This window comes from Rhizobium sp. BR 250, assembly GCF_047445855.1.
Taxonomy (GTDB): domain Bacteria; phylum Pseudomonadota; class Alphaproteobacteria; order Rhizobiales; family Rhizobiaceae; genus Agrobacterium; species Agrobacterium tumefaciens_I.
Genome location: NZ_JARWKW010000003.1, coordinates 24,392 through 36,233 on the forward strand (window position 1 = coordinate 24,392; position 11,842 = coordinate 36,233).

The following is an 11,842-nucleotide window of genomic DNA, read 5'->3' on the forward strand; positions in this document are numbered from 1 at the left end:
CATGACCGACACTTCACTTCAGACGCTTACCCGGCGCGGCTTCGTGCTGATTTCCGCCGGTTCCGTCCTTTCCGCCTGCGTTTCCATGCCCACCAACAAGGGTCTGCCTTCAGGCACCCGAGACGAGACGACAGCGGCGCTTCCGATGGTCAACGATCTGCGCCGCTCAAAGGGGCTTTCGCCGCTTTCCATCAATGGGGCGGCAAGCGGTGCCGCCGCCTATCAGGCCGGCCGCATGGTCAAGGCGCAGAAGATGGCGCATCTGATAGGTTTGACCGATAGTTTCCTCATCCGCATGAAGGACGGCAATGTGCCGCTTCCGGCAGCGGAAAACGTGGCGGCCGGGCAGGACAGCGTGGAGCGTGTCGTCAAGGCCTGGATCGGCTCGCAGCACCATCTCGAAAACATGCTCGGGCCTTATAACGGCCTTGGCGTCGCTGTCGCCTATGATGCCGCCAGCCGCAACCGGCCCTATTGGGCGATGGTGCTCTGCGCCTGAGATAGAAGGGGTGGGAAACCACCCGCCTCCCTCATTCCTGTGACGAGCACGGGATGAGGATAGAGAGCCCTGACGGGCACGCTGCCTAGACCTCCGGGTCGCACTCAGCCGAGCGCGCGATCCGCCCAGCGGTCCACTGTACTGTCACGCAGGTCACGGATGGAGTCGGCACCCTCGCGGGCGACCAGCTTCGACAGGCCCTTGACGATGGCCGATGGCAGGCCGGGGCCTTCATAGACCATGCAGGAATAAAGCTGCACGAGATCGGCCCCTGCCCTCACCTTTTCCAAAGCCGTTTCCGCAGATGAAACGCCACCAACGCCGATGATCGGCAAATTGGCGCCGACGCGACGGCGCATCTTGGCGAGAACCGTGGTGGAAAGCTCGAAGAGCGGCTTGCCCGACAGCCCGCCGGCCTCACCTTTGTGCGGACCGGGCCGCAGACCCTCGCGCGAAAGCGTGGTGTTGGAGACGATCAGACCATCGAGATCGTGGGCGAGCGCTTCTTCGGCAACATCGTCCAGCCCTTCTTCCGTCAGATCGGGCGCGATCTTGAGGAAGACGGGGATGCGTTTGCCGAGGCGCTCCGCTTCCGCCTTGCGGCGTTCCAGCACGGCCGACAGGAGTGCGGCAAGGCTTTCACGTGCCTGCAGGTCACGGAGGCCGGGCGTGTTGGGCGATGAAATATTGACGGTGAAATAGGATGCGACCGAATAAAACGCCTCGATGCCCTGCACATAATCGGCGATGCGGTCTTCGCTATCCTTGTTGGCGCCGATATTGACGCCGACGATGCCACGCAGACGCGCCTGCTTAAGGCGCTCCAGCGCCGCGGCATGGCCTTCATTGTTGAAACCGAGGCGATTGATGACGCCCTCATCCTCAACCAGGCGGAAGATGCGCGGCTTGGGATTGCCGGATTGCGCCCGCGGCGTGACGGTGCCGATTTCGGTAAAGCCGAAACCGAGCCTCAGAAGCGGGCCCGGCACTTCCGCATTCTTGTCATACCCCGCCGCCATGCCGAGCGGATTGGGGAAGACAAGGCCCGCCACCGTCTGCTGCAGGCGCGGATCGTGCGGCACCATGCAGGTGGGCAGGAAACCGCTTTTCAGCGCCGCGACGGAGAGCCCATGCGCCTTTTCCGGATCGATGAGAAACAGGCCCTTGCGGCCAACAGAGGAAAATAATCCGTTCATCACAAAATCTCCGGAAACTGGTGCTGGCCATCATGATCGAGTGAGAGCGGCGTTTCCCAAAGCACGGCGCTTAAGGGAAGCGGGGCGTAGAGATGCGGAAAAAGATCGCCGCCCCTGGATGGTTCATAGACCAGCTTGTCGCCAAGCGCTGCGCCGTCGACGGCGATCAGAAGCAGATCGACCTGGCCGGAAAAATGCCGCGCGGCGGTCTCTGCCACCTGTTTTGCCGTCGAGAAATGAATGAAACCGTCGGTCAGATCGATGGCCGCGCCTTCGAAGACACCTTTTGCCCTGGCGGCACTCCACAACGTCTCCGGCACGATTTTATAGATGATCGCGGGCGTTTCCTGCATGGCGTTCTCCAAGGCTTTCCAGCGCTTTCCTGTCCGGGCGGTTTGCCGCAAAGCTTGAAGATTGTCCACAGTTTCCACGGCATTTTTATTGCGGAAGCCCTGAAAGGCCGCCTGTCCACAAGCTTTTCCTTGTAATGCCGGAGCGATTGGCGCAACCTTCGGCGGAGGAGCCGGCCGTGTTTCGACCACCGGCAAGGGAGTGAGCCAATCGCTGAAAAAGAACCGCATAACGCCCTTGGGAGGGGGCCAGAATGTCGGAACTTGTCATTATCATCGCAGATGACCACCCGCTTTTTCGCGGTGCCCTGAAACAGGCCGTATCCGGTCTCGACGGGCAACAGACCATCATCGAGGCCGGGGATTTCGAGGCTGCCCGACGTGCAGCCGCAGCGCGCAACGACGCCGATCTCATGCTTCTCGATCTCGCCATGCCGGGGGTCAGCGGATTTTCAGGCCTGATGGCGCTGAGAGCGGAATTTTCCAGCCTGCCGATCGTCATCGTTTCGGCCACGGATGATGCCACCACCGTGCGCCGGTCGATCGAACTCGGCGCTTCCGGTTTCGTCTCGAAATCATCGGGCATTGACGATATTCGCGACGGCATTCGTGCGGTTATGGAAGGTGATGTCTGGATACCGGCGGGTCACCATGGCGAGAAGGAGCAGGATCCCGACGTGGCCGACCTCATCGGCCGGCTCAGAACGCTGACACCGCAGCAGAGCCGGGTGCTCGGCATGCTGGCCGAAGGGCTGCTGAACAAGCAGATCGCCTATGAACTCAATGTTTCCGAGGCCACCATCAAGGCACATGTCTCGGCTATCCTGCTGAAGCTCAAGGTCGACAGCCGCACGCAGGCGGTCATCCAGCTCGCCAAGATAAATACATCGGCCATGGTGGCTTAGGGCAAGGATTTTATTCCTTTCATTCCTTTACTCCTGACCGGATTTGGGCTAGATTGCGGTCAGTAAACGACAGGAGCTTTCCGCTATCGGCTCCATTTGCGGGCTTTCTATCATGCTGTCACACGAGACGATCTGGAGCGCCATCGATACGCTTGCCGAACGCCATCAGCTGACGCCTTCGGCATTGGCGAAGCGCGCCGGCCTCGATCCCACCTCGTTCAATAAATCGAAACGCTTCGGGCCGGATGGCCGCAAACGTTGGCCCTCGACGGAATCCGTCTCCAAGGTGCTGGAGGCGACGGGAGCCAGTGTCGACCAGTTTTTCGGTTATGCTTTCAGCAGGGCGCAGACGATGCAACCTTCCGGTGTGGACAATGCCATTCCCCTGCTTGGTTTTGCGCAGGCCGGTTCCGGCGGCTTTTTCGATGATGGCGGTTTTCCGGCGGGTCAAGGCTGGGATGTGGTGGAGTTTCCCTCTTCTCCCGAACGCAAGCAGGGCGTCTACGCGCTGGAAGTGCAGGGCGAGAGCATGATGCCGCTTTACCGCGATGGTGACATCCTCATCGTGGAGCCCGGTGCGCAGGTGCGGCGCGGTGACCGCGTGGTGTTGAAAAGCCGCGATGGCGAAGTGATGGCCAAGGTACTGGCGCGGCAAAGCCCCAAAAACATCGAGCTTCTTTCGCTCAACCCCGAACATCCCAATCGCAGCTTCGACATGGCCGATGTGGAATGGATCGCCCGCATCATCTGGGCCAGCCAGTAGCCCGCAATCGCGGGCATGGGTTTCCCGGCATCGCTCGGGCAAGGCGCGCCGAGACCATTGCTTTAAAGGCCGAATGTCCTTGCGGCGGCATCGACCGTCATGATCTTCGCACCGCCAGACACCGCTTTGCGGACGAGGCCCTCAAATCGGCCTTCCGGGCAACCGTAGAAGCTTGGTGTCTGCGAAACATCATGGGTGAAGATGATGAGCCAGCCGCCCTTTTGCAAAACATCCTCAAGCCAGTGGTCGGCGGCGTCGAGGTAGTTTTGATCCGCACGCAACTCGACGGCCGCAAGATTATACGGATCGACGCTGCCGCGATTGATGCCCGGCATGATGCCGCGCGCGGTTCTGAACCGGCGCCGCAAGAGCGGCTGCATGAGCGGTGAGGCCATGCCGAAGGGAACGGAGAAATTCCGCCCGTGACGGCTTCCATCAAAGGATCCCAGCACGCTGTCATTACGATCGAGATCCGCCTCAAGCCCCCGTCGTGAAAAACTCGAGAGTTTGCGATGGGAAAAGGTGTGGCAGGCAAGCTCATGACCGGCCGCCGCCAGTTCCGAGCAACCTTTCGCGGAAATCATCTCCTGCTGTTCATCATATTTGTCGATGAACACGCCGGCGATGTAAAACGTCCCGCAAACGCCCTCCTTTTCCAGAATGCGCGCACCCTCTGTCCAGGCGGTTGCCGGCACATCGTCGAATGTGAAGGACACGATCGGTTCGGACGTTTCGATCCGCGCCTGCGGTCCCGGAAAATACCGCACCAGCCGGTTATTGATCCGGTCTGCAAAAGTCCCGATTTTTTGTGTCATACAAAGCCCCCCGGCCTGTCTGCAAATTACTGCCCCTGTTCAAGTATGTCGTAGGCCTGATGCCTCAAACAATAGACTGCGATCAGCAGAGAAGACCAAATAGGCCCGGTTCCGGTAAAGAAATTACTCTCAAGACACGAAGAAAGCAGCGCATACACCCAAATTCGTGCAAAAAGTCGGGTCAGCCCCGGATCCGTGCCCTTGACCACCGCCGTACGGAAATCATTTGCCGGTATGATGACCAACCACAGAACGGTAAGAATGAAGGCCGGCAAGCCGCCATTCAGCAGGCTTTCGACATAGCCATTATGGGCATGGAAAGCGGTGACCGCCCAGGTGCCGGCAATATCGGCCTGCGACAGCAAACGGTCGCTCGTCCAGAAAGCCTGAAACCCCTGCCCGAAGATCGGCGATTGCGCGAAGGTGTCGAAGGATAGGCGCCATATGTCCGTCCGCCCGGTGAAGGTGGAATCGATGCCTAGGCTTTCGACAAAATTCTGTATGCTCGGAAAATAGGTGGAGCCAACCGCGACGATGTTGAGGAAGGCCAGAAGACCGCCGATCATCAGCAAGGTGCGGTGGGCATGCCGTTCCATGATCCAGACCAGCGCCAGGGTGACGGGCAAAAGCATGGCCGCCGTTTTTCCGTTAGTCTTCCAGAGAAAGAACCCGGCCAGCAGCGTAATCGCAATGCCGCCCAGCACCGACCAGGCGTTGCGCAGGTAAAGCCCGATCATGAAAAGAATGATCATGGCCGGAGCGGCTGCGTTCTTGTGATTGAAGATGCCACGCCAATCGCCGGCGAGCGCCTTCTCATCAAGGTCGTAGGGCTGGTGGATCGAGCGCGAACTCAGGAAGATCACGCCGAGATAGCAAAGCGCCAGCAAAATGAGGGCGAAGATGGCCATCATCCGGTCGAACTGCCGCCGGTCGCGCGGCATGACGACCAGAACGCTGGTGATGAAACATAAAAGTGCGGTGAAGATCAGGCGTTGCAGCGACGTGCCGGGTTCAGCACCCAGCACCGAGCAGATGACCAGCCAGAAAAACAGCAGGAGAATGGGCAAGCGGGGCCGCAGGAGAAGGCCAGTCAGCCGGTGGCGCAGCGCAAAAACCCCCAGCATGCCCGCAATCATCAGCCCGGTCAGCTGGTTTGCTGCTGCGTGAGGCACGGGGGGAGCGGCAAGATTTTCGAAGGGGGCTACGGAAATCCAGATATAGAGCATGGTGACGACGAAAAAAATCGCGTCGCGACGGCCACCCGACAGGGAGATGGCGCTGCTCTCGGAAGCAATGGACCGCGTATCAGCCAAACGCGGCATGGTCGCGTGCACCGGAACTGGACAATCGGATCATGGGCCTGCCTTGTGACGAACAACGAAACCCTTCTAAAACAGGGCCATGTCCAAATAACCATAAACAGTCATTATCATCATTATTGTGCAATTGCTTTAACCCTCTCTTACCTCAAGAAGGCTAAGACAGGAGAAACTGTCATTCATTCGGGTTATCGGTGTCGGATTATTGCCCGGTCGCCGGCCTTTCAGTTCGTCACATTTCAAAACAGGACAGTTCCTTTTTGAATTCGCCCGGTAATGCCGGAAAAAATGGAGAATGAGGTGTCGTTCAATACGCCGCGGCTCGGCCATCTAGTCAGATTGGGATTGACCTATATGGCATCCGGCGGGGCGCTCCTCATGTCAAGCGCCGCCCAGCTTCTGACCTTTGCACTGCTTGCCCGCCATCTCGGTGTCGAACAATTCGCGCTTTACGCCTCCATTACCGCCGTCACCAATCTCGGCGTCCAGATCTGCGGCATCGGTTCGCAGGAATCGCTGATCCGCCGTGTTGCGCAGGATCGCAGCATGTTTCCCGTCATGCTCGGCCACAGCTATCTCCTGAGTGCTGCGACCGGCGTGGTACTGACGATCATCGGCATGGTGACGATCCCGGTGTTTTTCCCGACCTCGGAAACATTGCTGCACACGCTGATCACCACTTTCCTGATCCTGTTCACCAACCTCGTTCTCCTGAAGGTCATCTCGCTTTCCACGCAGAGCTTCATCGCCCATTCCGACTTCGGCTCGGCCAACAAGCTGGAAGTGATGTTCGCTGTCGCCCGCACCATTGCCGCCGTGGTGGCCTGCCTCATCTTCAAGGTGGAAACGGTTGAGGCCTGGGCGCTGTGGAACCTTGCCGCCCACACCATTGCGGCCATGGTTTCCGTCAAGGCGATCGCGAGACTCGGCAGGCCGGTATTCCGGATCGTCCGTGAGGAAATCCGCATCGGCATCCTGTTTTCCACCCAGTTCCTGTTCAAGGCCGTGCGCGGCAATGCCGATATTCTGGTTCTCGGCGCCATTGCCAGCGCCGAGGTGCTGGGCAGCTATTCCATCGCCCGGCGCATTCTCGATAGTTCCTATCTCTCCGTCGAGGCCCTCAACCGGCTGATCTATCCGGGCTCGGCCTCCGCTGCCCTGCAGGGCATTACCAAGACCATAGAGCGTGCCTATAACGTACTGAAGGCGGCGCTTTTCATCGCAACGGGCAGCGCGCTCGTCATTTTCATCATCGCACCCTTCCTGCCGCTTTTGTTCGGCGACGAATATGTCTCGCTGCCCATCATCACCCGCGTGCTTTGCTGGGCCGTCCTGCCCATGGCCGTTGCGGCCACCGCGCTCGAGGCGCTCGGCGCTTCCGGGCGGCAGGATATTCGCGCCAAGATTTGGAACAGCGGCAATCTCATCGGCTCCGTCGTCGTCGCCTTCTTCACCTGGTCCTTCAGCATTTCGGGAACGATCGGCAGCTATTTCATGGTGGAAACCGCCATCGCCGCCGCCGTGTGGATTGCGCTTCTGCGCCTGCGACGCAACGAAGAGGTTTTCGCGCCAGCCAAATAAAGGCCGGTGTCAGGGCCGGTCCGGACAGGCCGGCTCCCTCTAATAGAGCCCATAGGGGAAATAACGCCGGTAGATTTCTTCCAGCCGGCCGTTTCGCGAAAGGGCGGCCAGCGCCTGATCGAAAGCCGGCACCAGTACGTTATCCGGATCGACCGTCATGATGGACAGGCCTTCGCCGAGAAACCGGTCAGACATGTAAGGACCACCGAAGAGCGCGCAGCAGCCTTCGGACGCACTTCCCGAAACCCAGAAAGACAGGCGCAGACCGTCGGCGAAGATCGCGTCCACCTTGCCTGCCTTCAACGCCTCATACATGGGTTCGTAGCCATCGAAACTCTCGGCCGTGGCTTTTGGAAAAAACGCTTTCAGCATCTGTTCGTGCCGGGAGCTGCCAACCACACCCACCTTCTTTCCCGAAAGCGCATCCGCCCCGGAGCCGGTGAATTTTGACGTCTTGTTCACGGCAAGACGGGCGGGCAGCAGCAGATAGGGCCGCGAGAAGGTAAAGCTCTTGCGCAGATCGGCAGTGGTGGCGAGGCCGGAAATCACTGCTTCGCCCTCTCCCATTTCAAGAGCCGCTTCCAGCTCGTCAAACGGCAGCGCCTGCACCTGGCATTTGCTTTCCACCTTCAGCTGGGCGCAGATTTCCCGCACCAGATCGACATGAAAACCCGCAAGCCGGCCTTCCTGATCGGTAAAATTGAAAGGCGGGAAATCAACCGACATCAGAAACCTGATGCGGGGAACGGAGGAAAGATCGCCACCCGGAAACCGCTCCTGCGCGTCGAACAACACCGGCATGCGATTTCCATCCGACAGGCCTTCCGCATGGGCTTCACTAAAATAACCAACAAATTGCAAAGCGAAAGCTAAAGTAAATACAAGACCTATATTCCGCGTTACATTCGTTATTCTCATCTATACTATCCGTGAAAGGAAGTGGGGCGTCGCCATGAGGGCGGCGGCGATGCATGGATTATTTTAGGCACTATACACGAGAATCATTTCGCACGACGCCGGCCGGACGAAAAATTGCATTTTCGGGCACCGACGAAAATCCACTCTGGAGTGCCCCCGAACAGGATGAGGCGAGGCAGACCCGTTTTCTCTTCTCACTGGGATTCGGCAAACCCTATGTCGACGCCTTCAGGCAGCGGGCGCTGGAAAACGGCTCGACCGTGGAAGACGAATTGCTGGCAAGCGGCCTCGTCACGACGGAAGCCTATTACGGTGCTTTCGCCAGATTTCTGCGCTTGCCATTCACCCCGGCAATCGGCCCGGAACGGGTGGCGGATCTGAATGATCTGGACACTCAACTCACCGAACCGAGGTTTTTGCGGCTGACGCCACTGAACGGTAAAACAGTGCTGCTGATCGTGCCGGAACTTGCCCGGATGGAATTGCTGAAAAACATGCTGGAACAATATCCGCATCTTTCAGACGAACTTGCCGTGACCACACCGCAGGCCATGCGCAGCGCAATCTGGAAAGCGGGCGAGGCGCGCCGTTCGGCGGAAACCCGGCAGCGGCTTTTCAACACTGCGCCACAACATTCCGCCAGGATCACGCTGCACGGCCAGCAGGGTTTTGTGGGCGGCGTTCTCGCCACCCTGCTCATCCTGTCGCTGCTGTTTTACACGCAGGCGGCATTGCTCTATCTCCACGTCACCCTGACGATGCTTTACCTCTGCACCCTGCTTTTCCGGCTGCTTGCACTCCTGCATAGCCCTGCCGAAAACGACGCGGCAACCGTCTTGCCTCTCCCGCAGGAGAGCGAATTGCCGATCTATACCGTTCTGGTGGCGCTTTACCGCGAAGAGGCTGTCATCGGGCAGCTCATCGGGGCATTGGAGCGCCTGGACTGGCCCCGATCCCGGCTCGACATCAAGCTGATATGCGAGGCCGACGACGGTGCAACCATCGAGGCGATCGAGCGGATAAATCCTGGCCCGCATATGGAGCTCGTCAGGGTGCCTTCCTCCCTGCCGCGCACCAAACCAAAGGCCCTGACCTATGCTCTCTCCGGCGCGCGCGGCACCTTCGTTGTCGTCTATGACGCGGAAGACCGGCCACACCCGCAGCAATTGCGCGAAGCCCATGCCGCCTTCCGGGATCAGCCGGACGATGTCGCCTGCCTGCAGGCGCCGCTTATCATCACCAATGCCTCCTCCTCCTGGCTCAGCGCCTGTTTCGCGTTGGAATATTCGGGTCTCTTCCGCTGCATGTTACCCGCCCTCGCCGCCCGTGGACTACCGCTGCCGCTTGGCGGTACCTCCAATCATTTCCGCACCGCCGCGTTGCGGCGGGTCGGTGCCTGGGACCCCTACAATGTGACGGAAGATGCCGATCTGGGCCTCAGGCTGCACCGGCTCGGTTATCGCTGCGGCGTCATCCGGCGGCAGACGCTGGAGGATGCGCCGACTGCGCTGCCCGTCTGGCTGAACCAGCGCACGCGCTGGTACAAAGGCTGGCTGCAAAGCTGGCTGGTGATGACCCGTGCGCCTTTTGCGACCGCGCGCCACATGGGGTGGATTGCCTATATGGTCTTTCAGCTGCTGATCGGCGGCATGCTTCTGTCGTCGCTGGCCCATCCCTTGCTCTTCGTTGCCCTGGCTTTCATGGCCATGGCCATCCGGGAAAATGGCGCGGATATGCTGCTCTCTTCGCAGGGCCTTCTGTTTGCCGTCGATGTGCTGAATATTGCCGGAAGCTACACGATCTTCGTGCTGATGGGGCGGAGCAGAATGATCGGTTATGAAAGGCGACGGGTCGGAAGGCGCTGGCTGGCCATACCCTTATATTGGCTGATGCTGTCCGTCGCGGCCTGGCGCGCGGTGGTGGAGCTCAAAACCAGCCCCTTCGTCTGGAACAAGACGCCACATGTGCCGTCTGCCAGGAACAGCGCCTGACCCGGCACACGATAGCAACCAGGCGGTCCCGATACCTCTTGCGGCCGGCCTCGCGAGCCTCTTTGCAACTTGCGGCGCACGGGACGACCATTTGCAGGGCGCTTCAGACCTTGCATGCCGCAACCATCGACATATGCATATCCAAACGCCTTGCCGAACGAAGCTCCTCCTCCGGCAAGGTCCGTCATTCCATGATCAAGCGACCGAACGGCTTTATCTGGCGACGAGCTTGTTCTTGATCAGGCCGACGATGATCTGGACGATCAGACCACCGACACCGCCGCCAACGAGCTGACCGGCAATAGCGCCGATATCCACACCGCCTGCTGCCGCATCTCCGGCCGCCCCAAGCAGCGATCCAAGCACGGTTCCGCCACCGACGCCACCAATGGCGCCGGCAATCAGGTTACCGAGCGAACCAAGATCGGAATCCTTCACTATCTTTCCGCCGGCCGTGCCGCCAACCGCACCACCGACGATCTGGGCCAATATCGAAGCAAGATCCATGTCATCCTCCTCAGTCGTTTCCCCGACCATTCGGGAAAACAAAGCCTCTTATTCAGGTCTGCGCAGGCTGGACAGAACCGGCATGGCCGGTCTTTTCTTCCTCGCCGAAAATTTTCCAGACCACAGCGCCAATGGCGCCGCCAAGGATCGGAGCGAGCCAGAACAGCCAGAGCTGCTGCAGCGCCCACCCGCCCACGAACAAGGCCTGCCCCGTCGAGCGGGCCGGATTGACCGATGTGTTGGTGACCGGAATGGAAATCAGATGAATAAGGGTAAGGGCAAGACCGATGGCGATCGGCGCGAAGCCGGCCGGAACCCTGCCATGCGTCGACCCCAGAATGACGATCAGGAAAAACGCCGTCAGGATGACCTCGATCAGCAGCGCCGATACGAGCGAATATCCACCCGGAGAATGTTCGCCATAACCATTGGCGGCAAAACCGCCGAGTTCAGCCCCCGCCTTGCCGGTGAGGATGACATAAAGCGCCGCAGCCGCGACGACCGCGCCCAGAACCTGCGCCACAATATAGGGCACGAGGCTCGCTGCCGGGAATTTGCCGGCAACGGTGAGACCGACGGAAACCGCCGGATTGAAATGACCGCCTGAAATGCCGCCAACCGCATAGGCCATGGTCAGAACCGTCAGGCCAAAAGCGAAAGCGACACCAAGGAAACCAATGCCGAGTTCAGGAAAAGCAGCGGCAAAAACCGCACTGCCGCAGCCCCCGAACACGAGCCAGAAAGTACCCAGAAATTCCGAAAGAAGCTTGCGACTCATAACACCCATCCCACAATGCTACGTCTGCATCAACTATTACGTGCAATTTAATCGTAGTCAAGCAAAATTGCATATTTACGCGGCTGCCAAGAGCGAATCCGTCCCGATATGGCGCGGCTTTCCTCGGCCTCTGTTCGCTCGTCGGCGCCCTGAAACGTTTCGAGAATATATCGCAAACCGAGATCGGCAGAACTTAACAACTTCAGGTTCAGGCAAGCCC

General features: G+C 59.4%; 12 protein-coding genes. 5 read left to right on the plus strand and 7 right to left on the minus strand.

Going from position 1 to position 11,842, the window contains the following annotated elements; all coding sequences use genetic code 11:
- Window position 1: 1 nt before the first annotated feature.
- Window positions 2–499, plus strand: coding sequence for a CAP domain-containing protein (locus QD336_RS05375; protein ID WP_269341864.1), 498 nt, complete (start codon window positions 2–4; stop codon window positions 497–499).
- A gap of 104 nt (window positions 500–603) precedes the next feature.
- Here the strand turns inward: QD336_RS05375 and QD336_RS05380 are convergent, their stop codons facing one another.
- Window positions 604–1,695 carry a quinone-dependent dihydroorotate dehydrogenase gene (locus tag QD336_RS05380; RefSeq protein WP_499169721.1) on the minus strand — a complete coding sequence of 364 codons (1,092 nt, stop codon included), beginning with the start codon at window positions 1,693–1,695 and terminating at the stop codon, window positions 604–606.
- The gene (locus QD336_RS05385; RefSeq protein WP_269341860.1) at window positions 1,695–2,048 is read right to left on the minus strand and encodes a DUF952 domain-containing protein; all 354 of its coding nucleotides are present in this window, start codon (window positions 2,046–2,048) and stop codon (window positions 1,695–1,697) included. Before QD336_RS05385 ends, QD336_RS05380 begins: the two co-directional genes overlap by 1 nt.
- Window positions 2,049–2,299: 251 nt before the next feature.
- On the opposite strand from QD336_RS05385, the gene QD336_RS05390 reads away from it, so the two are divergent.
- Together QD336_RS05390 and QD336_RS05395 are read left to right on the plus strand one after the other, a co-directional pair.
- The gene (locus QD336_RS05390) at window positions 2,300–2,950 is read left to right on the plus strand and encodes a response regulator (RefSeq protein WP_499169722.1); all 651 of its coding nucleotides are present in this window, start codon (window positions 2,300–2,302) and stop codon (window positions 2,948–2,950) included.
- Between the two features lie 112 nt (window positions 2,951–3,062).
- Window positions 3,063–3,713 (plus strand): S24 family peptidase, encoded by a 651-nt coding sequence (locus QD336_RS05395; RefSeq protein WP_499169723.1) that lies wholly within the window; start codon window positions 3,063–3,065, stop codon window positions 3,711–3,713.
- A 62-nt stretch (window positions 3,714–3,775) separates the two neighbouring features.
- On the opposite strand, the gene QD336_RS05400 is transcribed toward QD336_RS05395, so the two are convergent.
- The gene (locus QD336_RS05400) at window positions 3,776–4,528 is read right to left on the minus strand and encodes a polysaccharide deacetylase family protein (protein WP_499169725.1); all 753 of its coding nucleotides are present in this window, start codon (window positions 4,526–4,528) and stop codon (window positions 3,776–3,778) included.
- 26 nt (window positions 4,529–4,554) lie between these two features.
- Window positions 4,555–5,850, minus strand: coding sequence for a Wzy-type polysaccharide biosynthesis protein UppY (uppY, locus tag QD336_RS05405; RefSeq protein WP_269341855.1), 1,296 nt, complete (start codon window positions 5,848–5,850; stop codon window positions 4,555–4,557).
- Between the two features lie 285 nt (window positions 5,851–6,135).
- Here uppY and uppX point away from each other — a divergent pair, with 285 nt between their 5' ends.
- On the plus strand, window positions 6,136–7,428 hold the full coding sequence (gene uppX, locus QD336_RS05410; protein WP_499169726.1) for a Wzx-type polysaccharide biosynthesis protein UppX: 1,293 nt from the start codon (window positions 6,136–6,138) through the stop codon (window positions 7,426–7,428).
- Window positions 7,429–7,467: 39 nt separating this feature from the next.
- Here the strand turns inward: uppX and QD336_RS05415 are convergent, their stop codons facing one another.
- Window positions 7,468–8,229 carry a transporter substrate-binding domain-containing protein gene (locus QD336_RS05415; RefSeq protein ID WP_499169727.1) on the minus strand — a complete coding sequence of 254 codons (762 nt, stop codon included), beginning with the start codon at window positions 8,227–8,229 and terminating at the stop codon, window positions 7,468–7,470.
- 170 nt (window positions 8,230–8,399) lie between these two features.
- On the opposite strand from QD336_RS05415, the gene QD336_RS05420 reads away from it, so the two are divergent.
- On the plus strand, window positions 8,400–10,337 hold the full coding sequence (locus QD336_RS05420; protein ID WP_499169728.1) for a glycosyltransferase family 2 protein: 1,938 nt from the start codon (window positions 8,400–8,402) through the stop codon (window positions 10,335–10,337).
- Window positions 10,338–10,550: 213 nt separating this feature from the next.
- Here QD336_RS05420 and QD336_RS05425 read toward each other — a convergent pair whose 3' ends face one another.
- Window positions 10,551–10,844 (minus strand): hypothetical protein, encoded by a 294-nt coding sequence (locus tag QD336_RS05425; protein WP_269341849.1) that lies wholly within the window; start codon window positions 10,842–10,844, stop codon window positions 10,551–10,553.
- A gap of 52 nt (window positions 10,845–10,896) precedes the next feature.
- Window positions 10,897–11,622, minus strand: a complete 726-nt coding sequence (gene aqpZ / locus QD336_RS05430) for an aquaporin Z (protein ID WP_499169729.1) — start codon at window positions 11,620–11,622, stop codon at window positions 10,897–10,899.
- Window positions 11,623–11,842 lie beyond the last annotated feature (220 nt).

Coding starts and splice junctions, on each gene's coding strand:
- QD336_RS05375 (WP_269341864.1), top strand. CDS start 2: ATGACCGACACTTCACTTCAGACGCTTACCCGGCGCGGCTTCGTGCTG.
- QD336_RS05380 (WP_499169721.1), bottom strand. CDS start 1,695: ATGAACGGATTATTTTCCTCTGTTGGCCGCAAGGGCCTGTTTCTCATC.
- QD336_RS05385 (WP_269341860.1), bottom strand. CDS start 2,048: ATGCAGGAAACGCCCGCGATCATCTATAAAATCGTGCCGGAGACGTTG.
- QD336_RS05390 (WP_499169722.1), top strand. CDS start 2,300: ATGTCGGAACTTGTCATTATCATCGCAGATGACCACCCGCTTTTTCGC.
- QD336_RS05395 (WP_499169723.1), top strand. CDS start 3,063: ATGCTGTCACACGAGACGATCTGGAGCGCCATCGATACGCTTGCCGAA.
- QD336_RS05400 (WP_499169725.1), bottom strand. CDS start 4,528: ATGACACAAAAAATCGGGACTTTTGCAGACCGGATCAATAACCGGCTG.
- uppY (WP_269341855.1), bottom strand. CDS start 5,850: ATGCCGCGTTTGGCTGATACGCGGTCCATTGCTTCCGAGAGCAGCGCC.
- uppX (WP_499169726.1), top strand. CDS start 6,136: ATGGAGAATGAGGTGTCGTTCAATACGCCGCGGCTCGGCCATCTAGTC.
- QD336_RS05415 (WP_499169727.1), bottom strand. CDS start 8,229: ATGCCGGTGTTGTTCGACGCGCAGGAGCGGTTTCCGGGTGGCGATCTT.
- QD336_RS05420 (WP_499169728.1), top strand. CDS start 8,400: ATGGATTATTTTAGGCACTATACACGAGAATCATTTCGCACGACGCCG.
- QD336_RS05425 (WP_269341849.1), bottom strand. CDS start 10,844: ATGGATCTTGCTTCGATATTGGCCCAGATCGTCGGTGGTGCGGTTGGC.
- aqpZ (WP_499169729.1), bottom strand. CDS start 11,622: ATGAGTCGCAAGCTTCTTTCGGAATTTCTGGGTACTTTCTGGCTCGTG.